Here is a 26,392-nt window from a genome sequence, read left to right as displayed (position 1 = left end):
GGTACCAGCCCGCCGCGCCGTCCTGCAGGACCTTACCCGTGCCAGCGCGCATCCTCCGCTCACCCCTGCCGTCCCGTGGCTTCTGGCATCACATATCTGCAGACACCGGGCGACAGCATCAAAGATTGGTCACCCGCAGCACCTCCTCCAGACTGGTCACGCCCTCCCGGATCCGCCTCAGCCCATTCTGCCGCATGGTCAGCACCCCCTCCTGTGCCGCGGCGCGCGCCAAGTCGATGGACGTGCCGCCACGCATGATGATTTCGCGCATGGTGTCGCTCACCGGCATCACCTGATAAAGCCCCATCCGGCCCTTATATCCGGTTTTATTGCACTGTTCGCAGCCCACAGCGCCCAGAGGGCGCCAGCCCTGCAGATCCTCGGGCGCAAGTCCCGCCTCGATCAGGGCCTGTTCGGGAATGCGCAGGGGTTTTTTACAGTGCGGGCAAAGCCTGCGGACGAGTCGCTGCGCCATCACCAGATGTACGCTGCCGGCGATGTTATAGGTGGGAATACCCATGTTCTCGAGGCGAGTGAGACTCTGTGGAGCATCATTGGTGTGCAGGGTGGCCAATACCAGATGGCCCGTCTGGGCTGCCTTGATGGCGGTTTCGGCGGTTTCCAGATCGCGCACCTCGCCGACCATGATGATATCCGGGTCCTGGCGCAGGAAGGAGCGCAGGGCTGCGGCAAAGGTGAGACCGATGCGCTCGTTGATGTTCACCTGATTGATCCCGTACACCGGGATTTCCACGGGGTCCTCTGCGGTACTGATGTTGCAGTCACCGGTGTTGAGGATGTTCAGGGCGGTATAGAGGGTCGTGGTCTTGCCGGAACCCGTGGGCCCGGTGACCAGAATCATGCCGTAGGGCCGATGGATGGCGTCCTCAAAGGCTTTGCGCTGCTCTGGTAAAAAGCCCAGTTGCTCGATGGGCACCCTGGAACTGGCGGGATCCAGCAGGCGCAGCACGATCGTTTCGCCAAAACTGGTGGGCAGAAAGGAGACGCGAAAATCGATGACCCGGGCCGGGGGCACGCGGACCCGCAGTCGGCCGTCCTGCGGCAGACGTCGCTCGGAAATGTCCAGACGGCAAAGAATCTTCAGGCGCGAGGTGACCCCGTCCCGCAACGCCACGGGCGGATGCAGCGCATCCTGCAATACGCCATCGAGGCGGTAACGTACCCGAAAATCCTTTTCATAGGGTTCCAGGTGAATATCGGACACCTCGCGCTGAATGGCATCCAGCAGCAGTTGCCGGACAAAGCGCACCACCGGCGCATCCTCGACACTACCGTCGTTCTCCTGGGCGAGGTCGAATTCTTCCGGATCTTCCTCACCGTGCGGCTTATCCACGAATACGTCGTCAATCCCGCCCTGCAAGCTGTTGACCGCAGCATGTACCGCCTTGACCAGTTTGTCGGCCTCAACCAGCACCGGCATCACCTGCAAACCGGAATTGAATTTCACATCCTCCACCGCCTTGAAGTCCGTGGGATCGGCCATGGCGAGGTAGAGGGTGTCCCCATGCTTCGATAAGGGCAGCACCAGATAGCGGGTCATCAGCCCTTTGTCGAGCTTGCGGATGAGCAACGCATCGATCGCCGCTGCGTCGAGATCGAGCATGGGCATGTTGTAGCGCGCGGAAAGGTGCGCCATGAGCACCGCGGCCGGGACGGCGCCCTTCTCCACCACATAAAACAGCAGCGGCGTCTTACCGCGGGCAGGATCGGCGGCCAGGCTTTGCAAGCGCGTCTCGTCGCTTAAACCGTTACTGACGAGCGCCCGCAATACTGGCGTTAACGAGATGTGTTCCGGGTTTGTAGCCATCGACGCAATATCTCCTCCACGGCGGCGGTCTGCGGCAATGTTCCGGTCCATATCCGAAAACTCTCCGCGCCCTGCTCTACCAGCATACCCAGCCCATCCACCGCACCCAGCCCGGCTTGCCGGGCGGCTTGCAGCAGGGGCGTTTCCAATGGGTTATAGACGATATCGTACACACTGCCATTTTCGGGCATGCGGGCCAGATCCAGTTCCGGGTGGTCCTCGCCGTGCAGGCCCCGCGTGCTGGTGTTGACGAGCAACGAACTGCAGGGCAACACGGCAGACAATGCCGCCCGGTCCAGCGGGATGGGATGCACCGGGAGGCCGGGAAACTGCGCCGCCAGCACTTCGGCACGCGGCAGGTGGCGATTCGCCAGATAAATCGCCGGACATCCGGCATGGCCGAGGGCGTAGACGATGGCCCGGGCAGCCCCGCCGGCGCCGATTACCGTCGCCGGATACTGCCGCCAGCCGTCCCCCGTCGCACGTTCCAGCGCCCGCAAAAATCCCGGTGCATCGGTGTTGTGCCCTTGCATGCCCGAGGGCGTGAAACAGATGGTGTTCACTGCACCGATAGCCCGCGCCTCCGCGCTGAGCCACTGCATCAGCGGCAATACGGCCTCCTTGTGTGGGACCGTGACATTCACGCCCCGGATCCCGAGCGCCGGCAACCCGGCCAGCGCCGCGGCGATATCCTCTTCGCGCACCGGAAAAGGTACATACACCAGATCCAGTTCCTGCTGCGCCGCGAAGAGACGATGCAGCCACGGCGAGAGACTGTGGTTGACGGGAAACCCCAGGATGCCATAGACGGAAGTGCCGCCGTCGGGGTGCCAGCAATGCCGGAGGTCAGACGGAGCGGAGGGCATGATAGGGGCCTTCCCTGGCGGTGATTTCCGGCCGTTGCGAGAGTTGGACGAGCAGATCCGGCCAGTTATCTCCGGGCAGAATATTACCCAGGATCATGGGGTGCCGCGCCCCCGTAAACCGCTCCAGGTCCAGGCGTTTCCCCAGCAGGCACTGGCTGCCCAGCCAGGCGAAGGCCAGCGCCTCCAGGGCCTGACCGGGGATACCGCTGTGCCGCCCGCCGTGCAGCACCCGGGTCTCCGTCATGGCGTCCTGCAGGGCCTGCATCAGGGCCTGGTTTTCAGCCCCACCGCCGAATACCAGCATCTCCGCGGCACCCGGTGTCCAGGCTCGCACCGCCTGTGCCACGGACTCGGCGGTCAATGCCGTCAGTGTCGCCAGAAAATCCGCCGCGGAACCCCGCCAGGAAGACCACCAACGCGTCACCAGCGGCATGCCGAAAGTCTCCCGACCCGTACTTTTGGGCGGTGCTTGCCGGAAGAACACGTGGTCCAGCCATTCCTCCAGGCGTGCCACATCGCGCTGTCCGGCAGCCGCCAACCGGCCATCCACGTCGCAGGTAGCCTGTCCGGCGCTACACAACTCCACGGCGGCGTCCATGAGTACGTTACCCGGACCGCAGTCGAACGCCAGCAGCGGGCGCGGATCGCCGGCACCCGGCAACCAGGTCACATTGGCCATGCCACCGAGATTGAGTATCAGACGCGGATGTTCATCCTGAAAGCAGTATTGATGGAAAGGCGGCACCAGCGGTGCGCCCTCGCCCCCCGCTGCCACATCCGTACGCCGGAAATCGTGGACCACCGTCAGACCTGTTGCCACCGCGATATCTGCCGCCGCACCAATTTGCAGCGTGAAACCGGGATCACCCCGCGGCTGATGACGAATGGTCTGCCCATGCAGGGCGATGAAGTCCACCGGACCCAAGCGGTCCATGGCCTCCCGGGCCACCCGTGCATAACAGGCACCCAGACGTCGGTCGAGTTGCGCCATCGCTTCGACACCCAATGGCCCGTTGGCGGCCAGCACTTCCGTGCGCAGTGCGGGCGCAAAGGCGCGCGTGAAAACGCCCCGATACCCCCCACAGCCGGCGACGGCCAAATCCAGCACCGCGGCATCCACACCATCAGCACTGGTGCCCGACATCAACCCCAGGCCACGCAAGGCGGTTATCGGGTCGGAACGCGCTGCAGCCGGAGCGGCAACGGCACCTCAGTGACCCTCGTCGTGCTCGCCGTGACCATGGACATGGCCGTGGGCCAGCTCTTCGGCGGTGGCATCCCGTACTTCCAGCACCGTCACATCGAAGTTCAGGGTCATTCCGGCCAGGGGATGATTGAGATCGACGGTAATCTCGTCACCTTCGATGTCGATGATCGTGGCCAGACGTGTACCATCCTCGGTCATGGTCTCAAACTGGGTACCGACCTCCAGCTCTTCGGCGTCGTCAAAATCTTCGACACCCACCACTTCCACCAGATCTTCGTCCCAGTCACCATAGCCCTCCTCGGGAGGGATGGAGACCTCCAGCCTGTCGCCGACACGACGCCCCGCCAGGGCCTGCTCCAGACCGGGGATGACGCCATGGTGGCCATGCAGATAGACGAGGGGTTCTTCCCCCACAGAGCTGTCGATCAGCTCTCCTTCTTCATCGGTCAGGGAATAGTCGATAGTGACGACTTTGTCTTTGCTGATTATCATGGCGCGAGTCCTGTTAGGTTGGAGGGCCGAGGGAAAATGCTGTCCTACATTGGCGGTGCGGCTCGATTTTAGCCTGACTCTGGGGAAACGGCAAAGTTTTCCGGGGCATCCCAATCACGCCAATGAGGCTCCAGAATCCGGCTGAATGCTTCTATCCAGAGAGGATTGTCGTTGAGGGCCGGGATATAACGCAATTCCTGTCCACCTGCATGGAGGAAAGTTTCTTTGCCTTCGATAGCTATTTCCTGCAGTGTTTCCACGCAATCCGCAGCAAAACCTGGACACACGGCATCTACGCGGGACACGCCGGCGCTCGCCAGCCCGACCAGGGTTCTGTCCGTATAGGGCCCCAGCCATCTGGCGGCGCCGAAGCGGCTTTGGAAGCTCTGCACCCACTGATCATCGGACAGGCCGAGCGCCTGTACCAGCAACGCGGTGGTCTTTTCGCACTGGGCACGATAGGGGTCGCCCTTCAGGACGGAGCTTTCCGGTAAGCCGTGGAAGGTGATGAGCAGACGCTCCGCCTGTCCGTGCGCCTGCCACCAGGCGCGGATGCTGTCCGCCAGGGCGCCGATATAGGCGGGATGCGCATGCCAGTCGCGAATCATGCGCATCTCCGGGATTTCGCGCCATTTCCGCAACTCTTTGGCAACCGCATCAAAAGTGGAGGCCGTGGTGGCCGCCGCATATTGCGGATACAGCGGAACCACCAGAATCCTGCCACATCCAGCGTCGCGCAAGGCCGCCATGCCCTTTGCGACGGAGGGATTGCCATAACGCATGGCTAGTTCCACCCGGACCTGACCGGGAAACTGACGATCCCAGCGGGCCTGAAGTGCATCGCACTGGCGCTGGCTATAAACCATCAGGGGGGATCCATCGGGAAGCCAGATGCTGGCATAATTGCGCGCCGAGCGGGCGGGACGAAATCGCAGAATGGGACCGTTCAGGATGGGCCACCAAAGCACCCTGGGAAGCTCCACCACCCGGGTATCGCTGAGAAACTCGCGCAGGTAGCGGCGCACCGCCGGGGCGGTAGGCGCATCGGGGGTGCCGAGATTGACGACCAGAATACCGATCACGCGCCGCTCTCCAGTGTGATGCAGACGGGTGCGTGATCCGAGGGACGCTCCGCCGCCCGGGCGGCACGGTCGATGACCACCTCCCGCGTGCGCGAGAGAACGGGAGAGGAAGCCAGAATCAGATCGATGCGCAGGCCCTGATTACGCCGAAACGCCGCAGCGCGGTAATCCCACCAGCTCCACGCCCGCGCATCGGGATGCAGCTTGCGGTAGCTGTCATGCAGCCCGAGTTCCAACAGGGCGCCCAACGCCGCCCGCTCCGGCGCCGAGCAGAGGATGCCCTCCCCCCAGTCTGCAGCGTCGTAAACATCGCGAGCATCGGGGGCAATATTGAAGTCCCCCACCAACAGCAGTTGCGGCCAACCCTGCAATTCTCCGGCGATCAACCCACGCAGGCGCTCCAGCCATTGTAACTTGTAGGGATACTTGTCGCTGTCCAGGGCCTGGCCGTTGGGTACATAGACGTTGACGACGCGCAGGTCGCCGAAGCTGGCGGCGCACAGCCGCGCCTGCCCGTCGCCGCCATCCGGCCAGTCGCAGCGGACGTCACTGGGTGGGTTGCGGCTCAGTATGGCAACCCCATTATACGTCGGTTGACCGTGATAGAGCGCCCGATAACCGGCATCCGCCAACTCGGCCACCGGGAAACGCGCATCGGCCAACTTGGTCTCTTGCAGACAAAGGACATCCGGCTGCTCGCTACCCAGCCATGCCAACACCTGGGGGAGGCGTACCTTGAGGGAGTTGACGTTCCAGGTCGCAATTTTCACGAAGATTACCGGGGGGCCGTGGCGCTGACGCTGGGGCGCAGGCGCATGGTATGCATCCAGGCCGTCAAATCCGGGAATTGCAGCAGAAAATCCGGCGCGCGCAGATCAACGTAACCCACGGCCGCGACCGTCGCAATCTGCGCCAGGGTCAGCACCGGCGCGGTGCCGGCATCCTGCCACGCGTCCGTCTCTTCCTGGAGTATCGCCAGGGCGGCCAGGATCTTGCCACGGGCGCGCTGCAGCATGGCGGCATCCTGGCAATCGCTGGCATGGCGCTGCTCCAGCACCCAGGCAATGGTCGTATCCATGATGCCGCTCGCCAGCGCCTCGATCCGCAATGCCTCGATGCGGGCTTCCGGGTCGTGGGGGATGATGGCGGGTTCCGGGCACAGGATTTCCAAGTACTGGATGATCACTGCCGAATCATATACCGACGAACCGTCATCCCGCACCAGCACGGGGATCTTGCCCAGGGGGTTGTGCTCCAGGGCCGCGTGGCCGGGAGCGCGGAGATCCACCCACTCCATATCACAGGGGATGTTTTTTTCCAGCAGCGCGATATGCACTTTCCGGGCATAGGGACTGGTCTGCGTCGCATAAAGTCGCATCGTCATCTCTCCTTTTCTGCTGAGTCCGACCGCTATCTGTTATCATGACGAAAGCATCGCCCCAAGCCAACCCCGGAAAGACCAGCGCGCCATGAATTACGACCATCATTACCACGCGGGCAACGCCGCCGACTGCGTCAAGCATCTGGCCCTGAGCCTCACCTTGCAAACCCTGATCCGCAAGGACAGCCCCCTTGCCTATATCGAGACCCACGCAGGAGCAGGGCGATATGCCCTGGGCGTACAGGGGGAACACCTGCAAGGTGTTTCGCGCCTGTGGGCGGACCGGCGCAGCCTGCCATATGCGGGCGCATGGTTGAAAATCGTCAGCAATGAGAATGCTGACGGCGCGTTGCACCACTATCCCGGCTCGCCAGCCCTCGCTGCCGCACTGCTCCGGCCGACCGACCGGATGGTACTCTGCGAGGAACAGCCGGAAGTCGCGGCACGCCTGCGCAAGGCGATAGGGAAACGGGCCCATACCAGCGTCGTCGGTGAAGACGGCTATCGCGCCCTCTTCGGGCAGATCCCCCCGCCGGAAAAACGCGGACTGGTCCTCATCGATCCGCCTTTCGAACGCAGGGATGAATGGGAGCGCCTTGCCGATATCCTGATCCGTGCCTATCAACGCTGGCCGCAGGGGGTGTATCTCGTCTGGTACCCGGTGAAAATCCGCGGTACGATCACCCGCCTGTGGCAGGCGTTGCGCGGGCGTCTGCCCGCCTTTGCCTGCGAACTGCTGCAGATGCCGGAAGAGGGTCGGGAACAGCTTTTCGGCAGCGGACTGATCGTGGTGAACCCACCCTGGGGTTTGCGCGAGGCACTGGCCGCGGCACTGACGGAATTGGGTCCACTGCTCAGTGCGCCGCAAGGCGGTGGGTTGTGGTCCCTGCGTTGCCAGGGCTGGCCGGGTCCCGAGAAGAGTTAGCCGGCGTATGCCAGGGGTCACCACCCGAACCCGCCAGTGCGCTCTAACGCATGATTTATCAACAAGGAACCACCATGAGTACCACGACGCTGCCCAATATCGACCATGTGCGCAAGCTGCTTCTGTATGGCGGCCCCCTCGCGCAACTCCAGGGAGAACTGGTCAAACAACCCGACCAGGAAATCAGTATTGCCGTACTGTATCAACTGGCACTGCGCCATGGCGTCATCAGTCCGACGGCAGCGCGGGAAGGGCTCGCCCTGCTCGCCGCGGTGGGTCCCGCCGGTGCTGCGGGGCGGGCCATCCTGGAACGGGTGCTGACGGAAGGGGATTTTCTGGCAGTGCGGGTGATGCGTTGAGTGGTCATGACCATGCGCCTGTATAGCTGGAACGTGAACGGCTGGCGCGCCGCCTGCCGCAAGGGTTTGCGCGAATGGGTCGCGATGGCGCGGGCGGATGTGCTCTGCTTTCAGGAAATCAAGGCCGACCCGGACCGCCTGCCGGCGGCGGAAACCGCACTGGATAGTTACGATGCCCGCTGGGCAGTCGCTGAACGCCCGGGTTACAGCGGCGTCGCCACCTTCAGCAGAGCGCCCTGCCGGCCGCTGACAACGGGCCTGGGCATCCCGCGCTTCGACCGGGAGGGGCGCGTGGTTATCACTGACTGCGGTGATTTCGACCTGTATAACGTCTACTTCCCCAACGGCAAGAAGGATACGGAACGCCTCGCCTTCAAGCTGGATTTCTATGCCGCCTTCCTGGAACTGATCAACGCACGGGTCGCCGCCGGTCGGGCGGTGGTATTCTGTGGCGACGTCAACACCGCCCATCAGGCCATCGACCTTGCACGCCCCAAAGAAAACGCGAGAATATCCGGTTTTCTCCCCGAGGAAAGGGCCTGTCTGGACCAATGGGCAGCGGCGGGCTGGGTGGACAGCTTCCGCCACCTTCACCCGGATGCCGTGGAATATTCCTGGTGGAGTCAGCGCACCAACGCCCGCGCCCGCAATATTGGCTGGCGTCTCGATTATTTCTGGATACATGAGAACCTGTTGCCGCGCCTGCGCGGGGCGGGAATCGCCACCGATGTGACCGGCTCCGATCATTGCCCGGTCTGGCTGGAGTTGGATTGAATGAACCTGGAACAATACACCGCCCTCGCCGGCGACGCGCTGCAGACGATCACCGATTTCCGGCGCTGGGGCGCCAGCCGTTTTGCCGCCGCAGGGCTCGATTTCAGTCAGGGCCAGCAGCAACCCCGCGGCGAAGCCGACGCGCTCCTGGCCGCGGCACTGCACCTCGAGCCGGAAGATCTTGCGGAATTCGGCGCGGCACGCCTGCTGGACCGCGAAAAAACCACGATCTTCAAGCACTTTTATCAACGGGAAATACTCCGTCGGCCCGCCGCCTATATTACCGGCGAAGCCTGGTTCGCCGGACTGCGTTTCAGCGTCGATGAACGTGTCCTCATTCCCCGCAGCCTGCTCGAACCCTTCATCGAGGAGGGCTTTGCGCCCTGGGTAGAGGCGTCGCAGCTGCGCCGCATTCTGGAGATCGGCACGGGCTCCGGCTGCATGGCCATTACCCTGGCGCTGCGCTTTCCGGAGGCGGAAGTGGATGCGGTGGACATCTCTGCAGATGCCCTCTCCGTGGCACACGCCAATATCCGGCGTTACGGTCTGGAAGACCGGGTGCACCTGCATCAATCCGACCTCTTTGCCGCCCTGGAGGGACGACGCTATGACCTGATTCTCAGCAACCCGCCCTATGTGGACGCGGCAACCATGGCGGAATTGACCCCGGAATACCGGCACGAGCCTCGTCTCGCCCTGGCCGCCGGTGAGGATGGTCTGGACTGCCTGCTTCCCCTTCTGGAGCAGGCACCGCATCACCTGGAGGGGGGCGGCGTCCTGGTGGTGGAAACCGGCGATGCCGAAGAAGCCCTCATCCGTCGCCGTCCCGACCTGCCCTTGATCTGGCTGGAGCATCCGGCCGGAGGTTCCGGCGCCTTTCTAGTGGTAGCCGCGGCCGACGGCGGATTTTAGGCCTCCTGCGCCGCCTCAGTCCGGCGTCGCCAGCAGGTCCAGGAAAGCGCGCACCGCCCGCGACTGGAAATCGGCCTGAGGGCGCATGAGGTACAAGGTCCAGAACAGGCCATGGGGCGGATCGAGGCGCAGGGAAGCCAGCGGCCAGCGTACCTTATCCAAGGCCTCTACCGACGCGAAACCTATGCCCAGCCCGGCGGCGACGGCGTCTCGCAGCGCCTCCACCCCGGTCACCTCAACGCTGTAGCGCGCCCGCAATCCGGCACGGACAATGGCCGCCTCCACCCGCCGGCGGATCCCCGAATGCGGCTCGCGCCAGACGATAGGTTCCGCCAATACCTCCTCCCAGCGTACCCACCCCCGGCCCGCCCGCACCCAAGGATGATCCTGGGGAAGGATCGCCACCAGTTCATCCTCCCGCCAGGCCTTCAACTCCATATGCGGCGGTAAGCCACTGCGCTCTATCTGTTCTTCGGTGAACAGTAGATCCCAGGCACTCAACGGCAGGTTGTCGGTCAGCGGTCCGGTCCTGAGTTGCAGTTGAACGCCGGGATAGCGTCCGCGAAAACGCGCCAGATGCTCCATGAGAAAGTAATTCGCCACGGTATTGCTGGCCGCGATGCGCAGGCTTCCTTCCTGCAGTGCATGCCGCCGCGCCGACCAGTTTTCCACTTCGCCGAGACCTTCCCGCAGGCGACGGGCATAGGGCAGCAGGGACTCTCCCGCGGCGGTCAGACGGATACCCCTCCCGGCGCGCTGGTACAGGGGCTCGCCGACCGCGGCCTGCAGTGCGCGCAACCGCTCGGAAACCGCCGGCTGGCTGCGCCGCAGGATCTGCGCTCCGGCACCTACTCCCCCAGCCTCCGCCACCGCCAGAAAGGTCAGCAATTCCTCTGCATGTATTCTCATAGGTATTTCCGATGATTCAACGTAAATCAATCTATTAGTTGAATATTAGTGTTGGCGTTAAATTATGGCAACTTTCGAGGATCCAACGGCGTGGAAACATTACCATCCCTCTCCCAAACCTGGCCCCTCTTCGCGGGGGTCGGCCTTGCCCTTGGCATGGGCTCTTTCGATGGCGCCGCGCTACAGGGCATTTTTCCCTACGTCGCGGGCGGCCTCTCCACCAGCAGCGATCACGCCCTCTGGACGCTCACCTATTTCATCGTCCATTGGTCACTGGGGATCTCCCTGATGCCGTGGACAACCGCCCGCTTCGGCATGCGCCGCGTCTTTCAGGTGGCGGTTATCGTGGCCATGGCAGGCACCCTCATCAGTGCGGTGACCGACAATCTCTGGATCATGCTGCTGTCCCGCGCCCTGCAGGGTATCGCCGCCGGAATTCTTGTCCCCCTCAGCCAGAGCCTCTTTTTACGCCACAGCCCGAAAGCACGCCACGGCATGGTCACCATCTTCTGGAGCAACGCCATGCTGGTGCCATTTTTCTTCGGACCGGCCATTGGCGGCCTGTTGGCGACAGAACTCGGCTATCGCAGCATTTTTCTGCTGTCCTTGCCGATCTGGGGCGTCGCCCTGTTTCTGGGCAGCACGGGCATTCCCAAAGATCGCGGTGATCCCCGGACGCCGCCCTTCGACGGCTGGGGTTTCGGCCTGCTCTACGGCGGACTGATGAGCATGCAGGTGGTGCTGGATCAGGGCGAGCAGTACGGCTGGTGGCATTCGGCCTTCATCCTGAAAATGACCCTGTTCGCCTTCGTCTTCCTGCTGCTCTTTGCCTGGCGCGAAAGCGAGACCCGCCATCCCCTGCTGCAACTGCGCTTCTTGCGTCGGCGCAATTACTGGCTGGGGCTGCTGCTGCTGTGCCTGGGCTGGGCCATGTTCATGGGCTGGGCCTCCCTGCTGCCCCTCTGGGCGGAGGAAACACTCGGTTTCAATGGTTTCTGGGGGAGTGCGGTGCTCGTTCCCCTCGCCCTCGGCGCCATCCCTTTATCGACCCTGATGGACCGTCTGCAGGGATTATTGGGTCTGCGCCGCCTGACGACCCTCTGCTTTGCCATTTTTGCCTTCGCCTACGGCAGCGCCTATCTCAGTCCCATCAGCAGCCTGGGCGACCTGTTCTGGCCGATACTATTCATCGGCACGGGCGTGGGCATGCTCTTCGTACCGCTCACCATGGTGATTCTCTCCGGCCTCGGCGCCCAGGAAATTCCGTCAGCCGCCACCACCAGCAATTTCATTCGCGTCTTCAGCGCCAACATCGGGGTGAGTCTGCTGAGTGTCTACTGGACCCGTTACAGCGCCCTCGCCGGCGACCACCTGCGGAGCCACGTCAGTCGCTTTGGCCGGCACACCACACTCTCACCTCAGCACCTGCACGCCCTGATCAGCGCGCAGGCGGACACCCTGAGCATCGACAACCTGCTGCGCCTGTCTATGTGGGCCTGCCTGGCAGCAGCGGTTGCCGCCTACGTCTTTATCATCCCGCCGCGCGTTTTGAGAGGCGCCGATAGCCCGCGCAATTATGTGGAGGAGGAAGAGGACGAGTTTTCCTTATCCGCCCGTGCGCCCGTCGGGGAGGGCGCAGGCATCTCTTCTTGAGGCGGCCACCACATTCCGGGCAAGGGACCAGATCTGCGGTTATGCCGACAGAGTATCCAGAACACGCCACCTCTGCCGTAAAATGTTTGCTTCGGTTACACTAAGGCAAAAATTTCGTGCATAAGGTAGCCCTGTGAAAGCATTTGTCAGCCAGGCCCTGCAAGGGGCGCTTCAACAACTCCACGCCCAGGGCCGCATTCCAGGGATTCCCGCCACCCTGGAGCTGGATCGCCCCAAGCAGGTGGAACACGGCCATCTCGCCAGCAACGTCGCCCTGCTCCTCGCCAAAGCAGTCGGGCGCAAGCCCCGCGACATCGCCAACGACATCGTCGCAGCGCTGCCTGCCTCGGACTGGATTGCCCGCACCGAGATTGCCGGTCCCGGCTTCATCAATTTCTTTTTGCAGCCTGCCGCCTTTCACGCCGTCATTCAACGGGTACATACCGAAAAAGAGCGCTTCGGCGCCAACCGGAACGGCGTCGGCCAGCGCCTGCAACTGGAGTTCGTCTCCGCCAACCCCACCGGCCCCCTGCACGTCGGGCATGGGCGCGGCGCCGCCTATGGCGCCAGCCTCGCCAACATCCTCCGCTTTAACGGCTTCGACATCTTTTGTGAATACTATGTCAACGACGCCGGGCGGCAAATGGACATTCTCGCGGGCAGCGTCTACCTGCGCTACCTCGAAGCCGACAAGGCGCTGCCCTGGCCCTTCCCGGAGAACGGTTATCGCGGCGACTATGTGCGTGAAATAGCGGCCCATCTCCGGGAGCAGGTCGGCGACCGCTTACGGCACGCGGCGGCCGGATTACCAAACCTGCCCCAGATGAGCGACGGCGATATCGCCATCGACACCCTCATCGCCCACCTGAAGCAGTCGCTCGGCGAAGACTATCGCACCCTGCACCGCGCTGGACTGAACGAGATTCTCGCCGACATCCGTGACGATCTGGAGGGCTTTGGCGTGCATTACGAGCGCTGGTATTCCGAGGGCAGTCTGATGGATACGGGGGCGGTCGATACCGCCGTCGCCGCCCTCGAAAAAGCCGGACACTGTTACACCCGGGAAGGCGCCCTCTGGTTCCGCGCCACCGCCTTTGATGACGACAAGGACCGGGTTCTGCGTCGCGACAATGGCGCCTATACCTACTTTGCCTCCGATGTGGCCTACCATGCCGAAAAATTTGCCCGCGGCTTCACCCACGTCATCGACATGTGGGGTGCGGACCATCACGGCTATGTGCCCAGGGTCAAGGCCGCCCTGCGCGCCCTCGGCCTCGACGACCAGCAACTGGAAGTCGTCCTCGTCCAGTTCGCCATCCTCTATCGCGGTACGGAAAAGATCTCCATGTCTACCCGCGCCGGCGAGTTCGTCACCCTCCGTGAACTGCGCGAGGAAGTGGGCAATGATGCCGCGCGCTTCTTCTATGTGCTGCGCCGCGCCGACCAGCATCTGGACTTCGATCTGGAACTGGCCAAAAAGCACTCCGAGGAAAACCCGGTATTTTATGTCCAGTATGCCCACGCCCGGGTCTATTCCCTGCTGCGCCAGTCGGTAGAAAAGGGACTCAGCCTGCCGCCAGCAGACGGCGTCGGCCTGGAAATTCTGCAGGAGTCCCGCGAAATCGCGCTTGCCGACACCCTCTGGCGCTTCCCGGAAGTAGTGGCCACGGCGGCCCGGGATCGCGAACCGCACCAGATCGCCTTCTACCTCAGGGAGTTGGCGGCAGCATTTCACACCTACTACAATTCGACCCGAATTCTGGTGGAGGAAACACCGCTACGCCACGCCCGCCTGACGCTCTGTCTGGCCGTCGCACAGACTATTGCCAATGGGTTACGGCTGCTTGGCGTCAGCGCGCCGGAACAGATGTAAAAGGATCATGCGCGACTACAAAAATCAGACCAGCCGCCCGCAAGCGCAGGAGCCGCGCCCACCCGTCCCGCCCCGACAACGGGTAACTCCGGAAGATGATGCCGAGGCAACACCGTCCCCTCGGGCACGGCACTGGCCCTGGGTGTTGCTGCTTCTGGTGATCGCACTGAGTGCGGGGGTCTGGTGGTGGATTGCGCAACTCCCCATCGCCACCGGCAGGCCAGGCCTCACCCGTAGCGGGACGGAACCAACGACGGTGGCGACCTCCAGCAACAACGCGGCGGCAACCGGGCAGAAACCGCCTGGCAGCCCGGCAGCCACCCGACCGTCAGCGGCCGCACCGATTAGCGCGGTCGCACTCTCCTCGCGGGGCGGCCCACTCACCGTCGCCACCTCCGCTGCGGCTTCCACGACCTCCACAGCCGCCACCCGCAGCGGCGTCGATTTCAATTTTTATCAGATATTGCCCGCCATGCATGTGGATATTCCAGCCGACATCCTCGGCAGCGGTCCCGGTATCCCCAGTGCAGCGACCGCCAGCAGTACCAGTGCCGTTCACCAGCCGGTGACCATTCAGGTAGGCGCCTTCACCAACCGCGCCGCCGCCGTCGTGCTGCGCGATCGCCTCGCCCTGCTGGGGGTCAGCACCCAGATGGAAAAGGCGGAAGCGGGCGATAACAGCACCCTCTACCGGCTCCGCACCAACACCTTCGATTCTCTGGCAGCGGCCCAGCCCACCCTTGCCAAAATCCGCGGCATGGGCATCACCCCGCTGCTGCTGGGCAGCGGAATCATCGGCTCCGGGGTCAATGTACCGCTGTCGCAATCTCCAGCGCCTTAATCGCGGCAGCCGGGGTTTCCTGGCCACTCAGCACCCGTTCCAGCCCTGGCAGATAGTGGTTGATGGTCTCTACGCCAACCAGCAGATAAGGACGCAGCAGGGTAGTGCTCAACACCGTGACAGGCGCCTGGAGAATCGTCTTGAAGTTGATTTCTCCATCCTCCATATCGAGCTCAAAGTTACCCAGAGCCAGTCCATAGTTGGCACGAGTCAGAAACTCCGCCACCGCCATGCGTTTTTCCATCGTTATCTCCAGATTCTGGGGACGCAGGTAAAACAGGATACGCTCCCGTTCGCCGTGCACGTGGCAAAAAATATCCAGAACGCCATTGGGGACCTGCACCGCGCAAGTCAGAACCGGATAATCAGGCAGTGTTTTCGCTTCCCATTCCAGTTCGGCAAACAGCCTCTCGGCAACTTCCAAATGATTCACGATCGGTCTCCCTGTTCAACAGTGGCCTCGGCGAGGCGAAAAAAGGCGGTCTGATCCAGCGTCTCGGCGCGGCAGCCGGGATCGATCTGCAAACCCCGCAAGTCGTCCGCACTCAAAATGCCGCGCAGATTATTGGCGAGGGTCTTGCGGCGCTGGGCAAAACTGGTGGCCACAATCCGTGCGAAGGGCGCCTGCAGGTGCGGGGGCAGCAACCCCGGACGATGCGGTATCAGACGCATGAAGGCCGAATCCACCTTGGGCACCGGAAAGAAGTTTCCCGGGGCCACCGTGAATAGGGATTCCACCGCGCAGTGCGCCTGTATCATCACCGAAAGTCGTCCGTAGGCCTTGCTTCCCGGCACCGCCACCACCCGGTCCACCACCTCTTTTTGCAGCATGAAGTGCATATCCCGCACCTGTTCTGCGTGTTCCAGAATATGGAAAATCAGCGGTGTCGCTACGTTGTAGGGGAGGTTACCGACTATCCGCAGGGCATTCCCGGCGCCGGCCAGCGCCGCGAAGTCGACCTCCAGTGCATCGGCCTGCAAGACCCGCAACTGCTCCGGCGGCGCGAGCGCGCGCAAACCGGCAATCATATCCCGATCCAGTTCCACCACCGTGAGCTGCGGCAAGAGGCGCAGCAGGGATCTGGTCAGTGCCCCCGGCCCCGGTCCAATCTCCACCAGATGATCGCCGGACGCCGGGCGGATAGCCGCCACAATGCGCTCGACAATCTGCGGCTGAACCAAAAAATTCTGCCCGAAACGTTTTTTGGCGCGCGGCAGCCTCCCCTCTTGCATCATCAGCGCATCTTCGTGCTATATTCGGTCGACGCCTCCAGCAGGCGATACGAAACGGAAAGTCTATGCACCTCGTGCTGCGCCTTGACGTCGGTGGTCGTCCCATGGCCTGGGAAACCTGGGAAGAAGCCGCGGCCCATTATGTCCGGGGTAACGTTGCCTGGACACTGGGGAATCCTTTCTTTACCGCCCACGGCGGCATCTGCCGCCGCAGTGGTGTCCTCTCGCAACTCGACATTCATCCGGTCATCGCCGTCCGCGGTCGCCATCAGGGCAAGATTCGGCCCCCGGCCCTGTCCAATCAGACCTTGTTCCATCGCGATCATCATCTCTGCATGTACTGTGGCAAACATTTCCCTCTCCGCGAACTCACCCGTGACCACATCATTCCCATCTCCCGCAAGGGCAGGGATATCTGGACCAACGTGGTGACTGCCTGCCGCAGTTGCAACAGCCGCAAGGACAATCGCACCCCCGAAGAGGCCCATATGCCGCTGCTCGCGGTGCCTTTTACTCCGACCTGGGCCGAATATCTGCTGCTCAGTAACCGGCGCATTCTCGCCGATCAGATGGAGTTCCTGATCGCCCAGGTGCCGGAAGGACGCTATCGCGTTTTTTGAGACTGCAGATCGGCGCGCCGTCGGCATCAGCAACTGGCGGCGCGCCGGTTGCGAACGATTTCCGCCGCGCTGTCCAGGGCCCGGAGCAGGCTGCCGCCTTCTGCCCGGCCTGTGCCCGCGATGTCCAGCGCCGTGCCGTGGTCCACACTGGTGCGCACGATGGGCAAGCCCAGAGTAATATTCACCGCCTCACCGAAGGCATGGTACTTCAGCACCGGCAGACCCTGATCATGATACATGGCCAGTACCGCATCGGCGCCTTCGAGCAGGCGCGGGGTAAACAGAGTATCGGCCGGCCACGGACCGCTGATCCGCAGACTTTCTCCCTGTAGGGCCGCTATGACCGGCGCAATGACATCCTGCTCCTCGTGCCCCAGATGCCCGCCCTCCCCGGCATGGGGATTCAGGCCGGCGACCAGAATACGGGGTTCCGAGAGAGCGAAATCTTCGCGCAACGCCCGGTGCAGAATGCGCAGCGTGCCCTCCAGCCCCTCCTGGGTAACGGCCGCCGCCACCTGCGCCAAGGGCAAATGCGTCGTTGCCAGCGCCACCCGCAAGCCGCGACCGGCAAGCAGCATGACCACCTTCGGGCTGCCACACGCTGCCGCGAGATATTCCGTATGTCCGGTAAAGGGAATCCCCGCGTCGTTGATGATGCCCTTGTGTACCGGGGCCGTTACCAGCGCATCCGCGGCACCTACCCGTAGCAGGTGCATCGCCTTATCCAGAGTAGCCAGTACCGCCGGCGCATTGGCCATATCCAGACGACCGGGCCGACAGGGCTGAGCCAGGGGCACATCCAGCACATGCAACACGCCCCTTTCCAGCGCCGGCCAGGGATTGCCTTCCAGCCAGGGCTCCAGTCGCAGCGACAAGCCCAAAGTCAGGGCGCGGCTGCGCAGACAGTGCAGATCCCCGATGAGCAGCACCCCCGAGGGCAGCGCATGGAAGGCCAGTTGCAAACAGATATCCGGACCAATACCCGCGGGTTCCCCCACGGTCAGCAGCAGGCGTGGCTCCGTGATCATTCCTCAACCTCCCCAGGCAGCACTTCCACCACCCCTTCCGGCCCTTCGATCCGCTGCGGAATACGCAAGACCCGCACCCGCAGGAGACGGTCACGAATATCCATGGTCAGTACATCATCCACCTGCACCAGCGTCCCCGCTTTGGCAACCCGCCCGTTGATCTGCACACAACCGGCATCGCAGATTTCCTTGGCCAGACTGCGCCGCTTGATCAGACGTGACATCTTGAGGAAAAGATCGACGCGCAAATCGCCTGCCAAGCTTAACGCCCTTGTCCGAGAATATCCGTAAATGCATCTTCCAGGCGCGGTTCCTGCAGGTGCAGATCCACGATCTGGGCGGGCAGCGCCTGCAACCGTATCAGGACGTCCCCCAACGGGTTGCTCTGGGCGTCGATTCTGAGTACCCGGGTATTTTCCGCGGCCCCGGTCAGCAGGTCTGCCAACTCGGGAGGAAGTGTGCCCGGATCGTGATCGAAAGTCACCGTCAGTACCCGCCAGCCGGTGCTACGCAGCAATTCATCCTTGTTATCCAGGGCAACGAGTCGCCCCTGCTGGAGAATGGCGATTCGCTGACAAAGCTCTTCGGCTTCTTCCAGATAATGGGTGGTGAGGATGACCGTGTGACCCTCCTCATTATACCGCCGCATGAAACGCCAGAGACCCTGCCGGAGTTCCACATCCACCCCGGCGGTCGGCTCATCCAGCACCACCACCGGGGGCTTGTGTACCAAAGCCTGGGCGATGAGCACCCGCCGCTTCATACCGCCGGACAAGGCGCGCAAATTGGTATCGGCCTTGTCCGTCAGATCCAGCTCCGCCATCAGTTCATCCAACCAGTCGTCATTATGACGCAGCCCGAAATAACCCGATTGCATACGCAGGAATTCCCGCACGGTAAAAAACGGGTCATAGGCCAGTTCCTGTGGTACGACGCCCAACAACCGACGACTTCGGCGAAAATCCTGCTCCACGTCAAAGCCGAATATCTCCGCCACGCCGCTGGAACGGCGCACAGTCCCGGCCAGGATGTTGATCAGCGAAGATTTGCCCGCGCCATTGGGACCCAGCAGCCCAAAAAATTCTCCGGCATGCACATCTAGGTCCACACCCGCCAGGGCCAGATGCCCGCTCCCGTAGAGCTTGCGCAACCCGGCGATGTGAATGGCCAGGGAATCAATCATGGCAAAGGGGCAGAATATCCTGCAGACTGTACAAGCTTGCCAGTTCCCGCAGCTTGGGAGACGCCCCATGAATACGCAGCGGAACGCCCCGTCCGGTGGCCTGCTGCGTCCACTCCAACAGCACGGCAAGGGTAGCGCTGTCTGCCGCATCCAGCTCTGCGACGGAAATCTCCGTACACTCCCGACCGTCCTTCGCCCATGAAAAGAACTGAAGGGCCTTATCCAACTGTGCCACCCGCCAGTCCCCCCGGAGGAACAGCCAACCAGCGCCGTCGACCGTCCGCAGCTCCCAGGCGTTCGCTGCGCTCAAGCGGCTGCCGCCTTTTTGTTTGGCGCGGCGCCTGCGTCATCCTTGGCTTTCATGTCCTGCAACAAGGCGGGGATCCCGCGGCTCGCAGCGATCTGGCCAAAGCTCTGCCGGTAGTTCAGCACCATGCTGACCCCGTCGATGTAGGTGTTGTAGATCCGCCAGGTGTTGTTGGTATAGAGCAGGGCGTAGATCACCGGAACATCCGGTCCACCGCCGTTCTGACGGATCACCATATTCACTTGCGCCACCGGCGGATTCTGGGAAATCTGCTGGCTGCCGGTGATTCTTACGGTCTGTCCATGATAATGGTTGAGCGAATTGCTGTAGGTGCGCACCAGGAGATCCTTGAACAGCACCACAAACTCCTGCTGCTGCGCCGGGCTCATCTGCCGCCAGTATTGCGCCATCACATATTGCGACATGGTGGTAAAATCCATGTGCGGCAGGACGATATCGGCCACTTCCTTCTTCACGGACGGCGTGATGGGCTTGCCTTCGTTCGCGCGTAACACCTTCAGGACACTGTTGGTAAGCTGCTGAACGACCGTTACCGCCCCCTGGGTGTCTTCGGCAGCAGCGGGAAGAGTCCAGCTCAACAGCACAACAAGCAGAGCAACAAACGAAATTTGACGCATACAGAATCCTCCCTATTTACTTGCCCGAGGCCTTACTGAAGACCATCTGGCCGATAAGCTGATCGATATTGACAGCGCTTTGCGTCATGGTAATGGTACCACCCGGCGGTAGGTCCTGAGGCATGCCGCCCGGCTGAATGGAGACATACTGTTCGCCCAGAAGCCCCTCGGTGTAGATGGACGCCCCCGTATCCGTCGGCAACTTCACCTTCGGTTCGATCCGCATCGTCACCTGCGCCATGAAGGTCTTGGGGTTCATGCCGATGTGGGTCACCTCGCCAATGGTCACGCCGCCCAGTTTCACCGGGCTGCGCGGTTTCAGGCTGCCGACATTGGAGAAATCCGCATGCAGGACATAACCGTCGTTGTAGGCGAAGCCAGAGAGGTTGCCCACGCGCAGTGCCAATACGACCAGAGCAGCGATACCGAGGAGCACGAAGATGCCCACCCACCAGTCTATCGCCCGTTTTTCCATGCGTCCTCTACTCCTCAGGTGAATAAAAAAGCCGTGAGAATGAAATCCAGCCCCAGCACCGCCAGTGACGCCGTCACCACGCTGATGGTTGTGGCATTACCCACGCCCTCCGCGGTGGGCTGCGCGGCGTAACCCTGCCAGGCGGCAATCCAGGTCACCACCAACCCGAAGCAGAGGGCCTTGAACAGTCCGGTCAGGATATCTCCGGAAAATGCTACGTTGGACTGCATCTGCGCCCAGAAAGTGCCACCGTCCACACCCAGCACCGGCACCGAAATGAGGTATCCGCCAAAAATGCCGACCAGGTCAAAGATAACGCAGAGGATCGGCACGACGATGATTCCGGCCCAAAGCCGGGGTGCCACGACCCAGGCGAGCGGATTGACCGCCATCATTTCCATGGCACTCAATTGCTCGGTCGCCTTCATGGAACTGATTTCGGCGGTCAGCGCCGAGCCCGCGCGTCCGGCAAAGAGCAACGCCGTGAGTACCGGCCCCAGTTCGCGCAAGAGCGACAGGGCGACCAGGGTGCCCAGCGCCGAGGTCGCGCCGAAACGCACCAGCGCATAATACCCCTGAAAACCCAGTACCATACCCGTGAAAAATGCGGCGACCATCATCAGCAGCAGCGACCGCACCCCAAAGCCGTATACCTGTTTGAGCAGTTGCTGAAGGCTAAAATGACGGTTCGCTACCGCAAACAGGCTCAGCAGCAAAAAGCGCGACGCGGTGCCCAGGTTGGGCACCGTGCGCAGGGTCCGCCGCCCCAGATTCGGTATGAATTCCATAAAAGCCATGTTTAACTCGCCTCGCCCGCTGCCCATACCCCGGTCAGGGCGGTAGCATAGTCATCTTTCGCCGGGTAGTGGAAGGGCACCGGCCCATCGGGCTTACCCCCGAGAAACTGCCGTGCCAGTTCCGAATCACTGGCACGCAGGGTATCTGGCGTACCTTCGGCAATGATCTTGCCGCCCGCGAGGATGTAACCGTAATCGGTGATGGAAAAAGTCTCCTGCACGTCGTGGCTGACGAGGATGCTCGTCGCGCCAAGGGCGTCATTGAGGCGGCGGATCAGGGTCGCAATAATCCCTACACTGATGGGGTCCAGGCCGGTAAACGGCTCATCGTAAAATATCAGCATCGGGTCCATCACCATGGCACGGGCCAGCGCCACCCGCCGACCCATACCACCGGAGAGTTCGGCGGGCATCAATCCGGCCGCTCCGCGCAACCCCACCGCCTCCAGCTTCATCAGCACCAGCTTGCGCAGAATGCTCTCGTCCAGCCGGAAGTGGCGGCGCAGAGGAAAGGCGACATTCTCAAAGGCGCTGAAATCCGTAAACAGGGCGCTGTGCTGAAAAAGCATGCCCATACGCCGACGCAGGCGGTACAGGTCCTCAAAGTTCAGCGCCTGCAGATCCTGACCCGCCACCCGTATCCGCCCGGCCTGGGGCGCGAGGGTTCCGGCCATCAGGTTGAGCAGGGTCGTCTTGCCGCCGCCGCTCGCCCCCATGATGGATACGATGGCCCCCTGGGTGATGCGCAGATCCACGCCGTCCAGGACCGTGTGCGGGCCACGGGCAAATTGCACGTTTTCCAGTTCCACAAGCGCCTTAGCGGCCATGGGCACTCTCTGTTTTTGCAGTCATGGGGCGCAGTATAAACCGAACGGTCAGGGTGGGGCCAGATTGCCACTGAAATGGCCGAAAACCCCTAGAAAATCCGCACGTCGCCGCACTCAGAAAACCCTTGCATCCCCTGCATATAAGCGTATAGTTCGCGTTCTGTTTCCACGGCACCGAAAGCAGTTACTAAGGGGGTCAGTCCTTAAGAGATTTGGAGCAATGCATCGTTCCAGCAAGGTAGGGCATAAAACCAAGTACTGTCTGGGGGTGCACGGGAGCTACTTCTTAACCTTTTTTAACTTTGGTAAGGGGGGCACCTATGCGCTCATTGGGACATCAAATCGTTGCAGATTTTTATCACTGTGACGGCAGTACCTTGTCTGATGTTGATTTTGTTACGGATGCCATGCTCGAGGCCGCTCGGCGTGCCAACTGCACCATCGTGACGCAAACTTTTCACCACTTTTCACCCTACGGGGTGAGCGGCGCCGTTATCGTCGCCGAGTCGCATCTGGCCATTCATACCTGGCCGGAATATGGTTACGCAGCGGTGGATATTTTCACCTGCGGCGATATCATCCAGCCCGAGGATGCCTTGAATTATCTCAAGGAAGCCTTTGGCGCCGGGCAAGTCTCCACCATGGAGATGAAGCGCGGGCAAGTGGACATGATGGGTGTTCCCGCCCATGAGTTGCGCGTCAAGCCGGTTCTTTGCGCTTGAGATGACTCACAGTGGTAACGGGTGGACCGGAATCGTCGGTCCACCCTTTTCTTTTGCCCGCAACTTCCGCAAAATCCCTGCGGGCACTCCACCATCCCCGTTGAGAGAGGCGGTTATGAGCACAGAACTGTGGTATACCGAGCGCTATGAAGAGCACGGCGCGGCACTGAGCCTGAAAATCCGCGAAGTGCTGCATCGTGAGCAAAGTCCTTATCAAAATATAGAAATCTTCGAGACCGAACAGTTTGGCACCCTCATGACCCTGGACGGTCTGGTCATGGTCACTGACCGCGACAACTTCCTCTATCACGAAATGATGAGCCATCCGGCCCTCTTTACTCATCCGGCACCGAAACGGGTGCTGATCATCGGCGGCGGTGACTGCGGCACCCTGCGCGAGGTGCTGCGCCATCAGGAGGTGGAAGAAGTCGTGCAAGTGGAACTGGATGAGCGGGTTACCCGCGTCGCCGAGCGTTTTTTCCCGGAACTCTGCGAGAACAACCAGGATCCCCGAGCCCGTTTCCATTTTGCCGATGGAATTACCTGGACCAAAGAGGCGGAAGCGGGACGCTATGATGTGATCATCATTGACTCCACCGACCCGGTCGGACCGGCGGCTGGACTGTTCGCCACGGACTTTTACGCAGCCTGTCATCATGCACTGGCCGATCAGGGCGTGCTGGTCGCCCAGTCCGAGTCGCCGCTCCTGCACGCCGATCTCATCCGCCAATGCCAAGGCCGCATGACGGAAGCGGGCTTCGGCGCAGTGAGCAGCCTGTATTTCCCGCAGTTCTGTTATCCTTCCGGCTGGTGGAGCGCAACCTTGGGACGCAAGGGCCTTGCCATGGATGCCTTCCGTATCGATGCCGCCAGGGCCTTTACCGGCACCCGCTACTACCACGCGGCCATGCAGCAGGCCGCCCAGGTCGCGCCGGCCTTTCTGCTGCCTTGAACGGCCGCCAGCACCGGAAACAACGCCGAATCAGCCAGGGCGAGGCCCGAAGACCGGGCGCTGAGGGCAGTAATTCCATAAATGCAGGGCGGGAACTTCGTGCTCCCAACCCAGACGGGAAATACTGCCCGGGTCCAGGTGCAGGTGGTCAGCGAAACGGAGATCCAGTCCCAGCCAATGGGCGGCCAGTGCCCGCAGAATGTGGCCATGGGCAAAGCACAGCACGTGCCGGTGGCCCTTTTCATTCCATTCCTTCAGCAGCTCCTCACAACGGCTACTGACGGCTTCCGGGCTTTCGCCACCCGGTCCGCCACAACGGAAAACGCTCCATTTCGGATTTTCTTGGCGAATTTCCGCCGTCGTCATTCCCTCATAGCGACCGTAGCGCCACTCGCAGAGCCCGCGGTGCAGTTCAGGAACAGCAAAACCCGCGAGAATGGCCGTGTGATGGGCACGCAGCATAGGGCTGGAGTAAACCCCGTCAAAATGCCCCTGTTCCACAAAGTGGTTCCAGAGCGCCTGCGCGTCTTTTCGGCCCTCCGCTGTCAATGCCACGTCGGTCACCGAAGTGTGTTTGCCGCTATCCGCCCACTCGGTCGCGCCATGCCGCACCAATGTGATGGATTCTATACTCATGAGGGGACTCCAGAAGGTGGCCTGTAACACCTAAACTATAGAACCAGAACCTGCGGATCGTGGCGGGATAGGGGCGATGAAGAGGCCTGGCCTTGGAGAAAATGACGGCGGCGCCACAAAATCGTGGCGCCGCCGCTACTAAAGTGCTACCCGGCAAAAACCGACGAGTCAGGAAACAGCCTTGTGCTCCTGCATGAAATTGTAGAGCAATCCGGCAATCAGTCCGCCCACCGGCGTCGCAACGAGATACACCCAGATGTGCGGGAAGTAGACACCAGCGACGGCCGGCCCCAATGTCCGCGCGGGATTCAGGCTTGCTCCGGTCAGCGGGCCCATAAACGTCACCGCCATGACCAGGGTAAAACCGATAGCGAGAGGAGCAGCGTTACCGGCACGACCGCTCATGGCCGTATACAACGCGGTAGTGGTCAGGAAAAATGTTCCCAAAGCCTCCAGTATAAAACCGCCGGAGACCGATACCAGGCCGGTATTGATGGTGGTGGCCCCAAGATGTCCTGTCGATCCGCCAAGAACCACCAGAAGCACATAACCGGCCGCGATGCCACCACCAACCTGAGCGACCATATATAGGCCGGCATCCTTCCAGCCTATCTTTCCTGCAATGGCCCCGCCAAGAGTGACCGCAGGGTTGACCACGCCACCGCTGATGTCACCAAACACATACGCGGCGATCATGATGGCCAGTCCGTTGGCCAGGGCCACATCGATCAGGGGATAACCCATTGCCGCGGCACCGCCACCAAAAAATATGAGCCCGAAGGTACCGATGAACTCTGCCGCCATTTTCCGACTTATTGAGCACATTAAGGATTCTCCATTAAAAACATGCGAAAGGTGACGCGGCATCCCGCTTTGACGCCGTGCCGCACGAAGATCCATAAGCACATAATGACAAACTTACAGATCTGGGGCGATGATACCTATAAACCGGCTACAAGGATATAACCTGTCCGTAGATGGATGAAGTCCATGACGGTGCATGACTGAGAACCGCCTTTTGGCGCAGATGAGGGCTATCCTTCCGTGGCGAAAGTCGTAATCCTCTGATTCGGCGGGGCGCACCTGGTTCTCGACGCGACCGATTCAGATTGGCGCGTTACCGGTCAGATGCCCGTCTGACCGAGCAGATGGCCGATCAGCGTGGTGGCAAGCATCGAGAGAACACCCCAGAAGACCACGCGGACGGCGCCCTTCACCATGGGGGCGCCACCCGCCCGGGCAGCGACCGCACCGAGGAACACCAGCAGGAGGATGCTGGTCGTATACAGGGCCGGTAATACCCCGCCGTGGGGGACGAAGGCGGCGATCAGCACCGGGAACAGGGCACCAAATGCAAAGGCAGTAGCGGAAGCCAGTGCCGCTTCGGCGGGCCGCGCCGCCGCCATTTTCGTCATGCCCAGTTCGTCATGGGCATGTGCAGCAAGGGCATCATGCTCCATAAGCTGGGCGGCGACCTGCTGGGCCAGCGCCTCGCTAAGGCCACGCGCCACATAGATGCCCCTGAGTTCAAGCAGTTCTTTTTCAGGGTTTTTTTCCAGTTCGCGCTTTTCCGTTTCGAGATCTGCGGCCTGGGTATCGGCCTGTGAGCTCACGGATACATACTCACCGGCCGCCATGGCAAAGGCGCCAGCGACCATCGCCGCAACGCCAGCGAGCAGAATCTGTTCGTGGCTTGCCTGTCCGGCAGCGATACCGGCAAGGAGGCTTGCTGTCGAGAGCAGGCCATCGTTGGCGCCCAGCACGCCGGCCCGGAGCCAGCCGATCTTCTCATGGTGATGGTGTTCGTCATGATACATGCAATGTCTACTCCCGGCCGAGAATGGGTGGCCAGAGTGTAACCACGGTGCAAAG

31 protein-coding genes are annotated in these 26,392 nt (G+C 61.9%); 10 read left to right on the top strand and 21 right to left on the bottom strand.

Annotation, left to right across the window (positions count from 1 at the left end):
• Nucleotides 1–118: 118 nt before the first annotated feature.
• From pilB to F6A13_RS01185, 7 genes are all read right to left on the bottom strand, one after another.
• Nucleotides 119–1,828, bottom strand: coding sequence for a type IV-A pilus assembly ATPase PilB (gene pilB, locus F6A13_RS01215; protein WP_126604582.1), 1,710 nt, complete (start codon nt 1,826–1,828; stop codon nt 119–121).
• Nucleotides 1,798–2,694 carry a shikimate dehydrogenase gene (gene aroE, locus F6A13_RS01210; protein WP_113526252.1) on the bottom strand — a complete coding sequence of 299 codons (897 nt, stop codon included), beginning with the start codon at nt 2,692–2,694 and terminating at the stop codon, nt 1,798–1,800. Before aroE ends, pilB begins: the two co-directional genes overlap by 31 nt.
• The gene (locus F6A13_RS01205; RefSeq protein WP_232027826.1) at nt 2,675–3,838 is read right to left on the bottom strand and encodes an anhydro-N-acetylmuramic acid kinase; all 1,164 of its coding nucleotides are present in this window, start codon (nt 3,836–3,838) and stop codon (nt 2,675–2,677) included. Before F6A13_RS01205 ends, aroE begins: the two co-directional genes overlap by 20 nt.
• A gap of 66 nt (nt 3,839–3,904) precedes the next feature.
• Nucleotides 3,905–4,393 (bottom strand): FKBP-type peptidyl-prolyl cis-trans isomerase, encoded by a 489-nt coding sequence (locus F6A13_RS01200; protein ID WP_113526250.1) that lies wholly within the window; start codon nt 4,391–4,393, stop codon nt 3,905–3,907.
• A gap of 68 nt (nt 4,394–4,461) precedes the next feature.
• Nucleotides 4,462–5,475 carry a ferrochelatase gene (gene hemH / locus F6A13_RS01195; RefSeq protein ID WP_113526249.1) on the bottom strand — a complete coding sequence of 338 codons (1,014 nt, stop codon included), beginning with the start codon at nt 5,473–5,475 and terminating at the stop codon, nt 4,462–4,464.
• The gene (gene xth / locus F6A13_RS01190) at nt 5,472–6,245 is read right to left on the bottom strand and encodes an exodeoxyribonuclease III (RefSeq protein WP_113526248.1); all 774 of its coding nucleotides are present in this window, start codon (nt 6,243–6,245) and stop codon (nt 5,472–5,474) included. Before xth ends, hemH begins: the two co-directional genes overlap by 4 nt.
• A 5-nt stretch (nt 6,246–6,250) precedes the next feature.
• Nucleotides 6,251–6,859 carry a glutathione S-transferase N-terminal domain-containing protein gene (locus tag F6A13_RS01185; protein ID WP_225981897.1) on the bottom strand — a complete coding sequence of 203 codons (609 nt, stop codon included), beginning with the start codon at nt 6,857–6,859 and terminating at the stop codon, nt 6,251–6,253.
• Between the two features lie 85 nt (nt 6,860–6,944).
• Here F6A13_RS01185 and F6A13_RS01180 point away from each other — a divergent pair, with 85 nt between their 5' ends.
• From F6A13_RS01180 to prmB, 4 genes are all read left to right on the top strand, one after another.
• Nucleotides 6,945–7,781 carry a 23S rRNA (adenine(2030)-N(6))-methyltransferase RlmJ gene (locus F6A13_RS01180; RefSeq protein WP_113526246.1) on the top strand — a complete coding sequence of 279 codons (837 nt, stop codon included), beginning with the start codon at nt 6,945–6,947 and terminating at the stop codon, nt 7,779–7,781.
• A 74-nt stretch (nt 7,782–7,855) separates the two neighbouring features.
• Nucleotides 7,856–8,140, top strand: coding sequence for a DUF2322 family protein (locus tag F6A13_RS01175; RefSeq protein ID WP_113526245.1), 285 nt, complete (start codon nt 7,856–7,858; stop codon nt 8,138–8,140).
• A 6-nt stretch (nt 8,141–8,146) separates the two neighbouring features.
• A complete protein-coding gene (locus tag F6A13_RS01170) occupies nt 8,147–8,914 on the top strand; it encodes an exodeoxyribonuclease III (RefSeq protein ID WP_225981896.1) in 768 nt (255 codons plus the stop codon).
• Nucleotides 8,915–9,826 carry a 50S ribosomal protein L3 N(5)-glutamine methyltransferase gene (prmB, locus tag F6A13_RS01165; RefSeq protein ID WP_113526244.1) on the top strand — a complete coding sequence of 304 codons (912 nt, stop codon included), beginning with the start codon at nt 8,915–8,917 and terminating at the stop codon, nt 9,824–9,826.
• 15 nt (nt 9,827–9,841) lie between these two features.
• On the opposite strand, the gene F6A13_RS01160 is transcribed toward prmB, so the two are convergent.
• On the bottom strand, nt 9,842–10,735 hold the full coding sequence (locus tag F6A13_RS01160; protein WP_126604584.1) for a LysR substrate-binding domain-containing protein: 894 nt from the start codon (nt 10,733–10,735) through the stop codon (nt 9,842–9,844).
• Nucleotides 10,736–10,825: 90 nt separating this feature from the next.
• On the opposite strand from F6A13_RS01160, the gene F6A13_RS01155 reads away from it, so the two are divergent.
• From F6A13_RS01155 to F6A13_RS01145, 3 genes are all read left to right on the top strand, one after another.
• On the top strand, nt 10,826–12,388 hold the full coding sequence (locus F6A13_RS01155) for an MFS transporter (protein ID WP_126604585.1): 1,563 nt from the start codon (nt 10,826–10,828) through the stop codon (nt 12,386–12,388).
• A 133-nt stretch (nt 12,389–12,521) separates the two neighbouring features.
• A complete protein-coding gene (gene argS / locus F6A13_RS01150) occupies nt 12,522–14,261 on the top strand; it encodes an arginine--tRNA ligase (protein WP_126604586.1) in 1,740 nt (579 codons plus the stop codon).
• 7 nt (nt 14,262–14,268) lie between these two features.
• Nucleotides 14,269–15,102, top strand: coding sequence for an SPOR domain-containing protein (locus F6A13_RS01145; RefSeq protein WP_126604587.1), 834 nt, complete (start codon nt 14,269–14,271; stop codon nt 15,100–15,102).
• Here F6A13_RS01145 and F6A13_RS01140 read toward each other — a convergent pair.
• Entirely contained in the window at nt 15,068–15,535 is a 468-nt protein-coding gene (locus F6A13_RS01140) for a YbjN domain-containing protein (RefSeq protein ID WP_113526239.1), read from the bottom strand. The genes F6A13_RS01145 and F6A13_RS01140 overlap by 35 nt on opposite strands.
• Nucleotides 15,532–16,338 (bottom strand): 16S rRNA (adenine(1518)-N(6)/adenine(1519)-N(6))-dimethyltransferase RsmA, encoded by an 807-nt coding sequence (gene rsmA, locus F6A13_RS01135; RefSeq protein ID WP_172959341.1) that lies wholly within the window; start codon nt 16,336–16,338, stop codon nt 15,532–15,534. Before rsmA ends, F6A13_RS01140 begins: the two co-directional genes overlap by 4 nt.
• A 62-nt stretch (nt 16,339–16,400) precedes the next feature.
• Between rsmA and F6A13_RS01130 the strand changes: the two genes are divergently transcribed.
• Complete coding sequence (locus tag F6A13_RS01130) at nt 16,401–16,955, top strand: HNH endonuclease (RefSeq protein ID WP_113526238.1); 555 nt, start codon at nt 16,401–16,403, stop codon at nt 16,953–16,955.
• Nucleotides 16,956–16,981: 26 nt separating this feature from the next.
• On the opposite strand, the gene pdxA is transcribed toward F6A13_RS01130, so the two are convergent.
• Genes pdxA through F6A13_RS01090 form a run of 8 tightly spaced genes read right to left on the bottom strand, consistent with a single transcriptional unit; the run spans nt 16,982 to nt 22,210 of the window.
• The gene (gene pdxA, locus F6A13_RS01125; protein WP_126604588.1) at nt 16,982–17,983 is read right to left on the bottom strand and encodes a 4-hydroxythreonine-4-phosphate dehydrogenase PdxA; all 1,002 of its coding nucleotides are present in this window, start codon (nt 17,981–17,983) and stop codon (nt 16,982–16,984) included.
• Nucleotides 17,980–18,243, bottom strand: coding sequence for a S4 domain-containing protein (locus F6A13_RS01120; RefSeq protein WP_126604589.1), 264 nt, complete (start codon nt 18,241–18,243; stop codon nt 17,980–17,982). Before F6A13_RS01120 ends, pdxA begins: the two co-directional genes overlap by 4 nt.
• Nucleotides 18,244–18,245: 2 nt before the next feature.
• Complete coding sequence (locus F6A13_RS01115; protein ID WP_113526235.1) at nt 18,246–19,166, bottom strand: ABC transporter ATP-binding protein; 921 nt, start codon at nt 19,164–19,166, stop codon at nt 18,246–18,248.
• Nucleotides 19,159–19,476 carry a lipid asymmetry maintenance protein MlaB gene (locus tag F6A13_RS01110; RefSeq protein WP_126604590.1) on the bottom strand — a complete coding sequence of 106 codons (318 nt, stop codon included), beginning with the start codon at nt 19,474–19,476 and terminating at the stop codon, nt 19,159–19,161. Before F6A13_RS01110 ends, F6A13_RS01115 begins: the two co-directional genes overlap by 8 nt.
• Complete coding sequence (locus F6A13_RS01105) at nt 19,473–20,111, bottom strand: phospholipid-binding protein MlaC (RefSeq protein WP_126604591.1); 639 nt, start codon at nt 20,109–20,111, stop codon at nt 19,473–19,475. The genes F6A13_RS01110 and F6A13_RS01105 overlap by 4 nt, the downstream gene beginning before the upstream one ends.
• A 16-nt stretch (nt 20,112–20,127) precedes the next feature.
• Nucleotides 20,128–20,586 (bottom strand): outer membrane lipid asymmetry maintenance protein MlaD, encoded by a 459-nt coding sequence (mlaD, locus tag F6A13_RS01100; protein ID WP_126604592.1) that lies wholly within the window; start codon nt 20,584–20,586, stop codon nt 20,128–20,130.
• Between the two features lie 14 nt (nt 20,587–20,600).
• Nucleotides 20,601–21,383, bottom strand: a complete 783-nt coding sequence (gene mlaE / locus F6A13_RS01095) for a lipid asymmetry maintenance ABC transporter permease subunit MlaE (RefSeq protein ID WP_113526231.1) — start codon at nt 21,381–21,383, stop codon at nt 20,601–20,603.
• 2 nt (nt 21,384–21,385) lie between these two features.
• Nucleotides 21,386–22,210 carry an ABC transporter ATP-binding protein gene (locus F6A13_RS01090; protein WP_151528013.1) on the bottom strand — a complete coding sequence of 275 codons (825 nt, stop codon included), beginning with the start codon at nt 22,208–22,210 and terminating at the stop codon, nt 21,386–21,388.
• A gap of 320 nt (nt 22,211–22,530) precedes the next feature.
• On the opposite strand from F6A13_RS01090, the gene speD reads away from it, so the two are divergent.
• Nucleotides 22,531–22,932 (top strand): adenosylmethionine decarboxylase, encoded by a 402-nt coding sequence (gene speD / locus F6A13_RS01085; protein ID WP_113526229.1) that lies wholly within the window; start codon nt 22,531–22,533, stop codon nt 22,930–22,932.
• A gap of 115 nt (nt 22,933–23,047) precedes the next feature.
• Nucleotides 23,048–23,884: a polyamine aminopropyltransferase gene (speE, locus tag F6A13_RS01080; protein WP_126604593.1), complete on the top strand. Its 837-nt coding sequence runs from the start codon at nt 23,048–23,050 to the stop codon at nt 23,882–23,884.
• Between the two features lie 30 nt (nt 23,885–23,914).
• Here speE and F6A13_RS01075 read toward each other — a convergent pair whose 3' ends face one another.
• The 3 genes from F6A13_RS01075 to F6A13_RS01065 form a co-directional block, all read right to left on the bottom strand.
• The gene (locus F6A13_RS01075) at nt 23,915–24,520 is read right to left on the bottom strand and encodes a histidine phosphatase family protein (protein ID WP_113526227.1); all 606 of its coding nucleotides are present in this window, start codon (nt 24,518–24,520) and stop codon (nt 23,915–23,917) included.
• Between the two features lie 168 nt (nt 24,521–24,688).
• Nucleotides 24,689–25,345 (bottom strand): MIP/aquaporin family protein, encoded by a 657-nt coding sequence (locus F6A13_RS01070; RefSeq protein WP_113526226.1) that lies wholly within the window; start codon nt 25,343–25,345, stop codon nt 24,689–24,691.
• A gap of 299 nt (nt 25,346–25,644) precedes the next feature.
• A complete protein-coding gene (locus F6A13_RS01065) occupies nt 25,645–26,337 on the bottom strand; it encodes a VIT family protein (protein WP_126604594.1) in 693 nt (230 codons plus the stop codon).
• Nucleotides 26,338–26,392: the final 55 nt, after the last annotated feature.

It is taken from the genome of Acidithiobacillus sp. 'AMD consortium' (assembly GCF_008926505.1).
Lineage (GTDB): Bacteria > Pseudomonadota > Gammaproteobacteria > Acidithiobacillales > Acidithiobacillaceae > Acidithiobacillus > Acidithiobacillus ferridurans.
The sequence above is the reverse complement of the archived record's forward strand: the minus strand, read 5'-3'. Positions and strand labels throughout refer to the sequence as shown.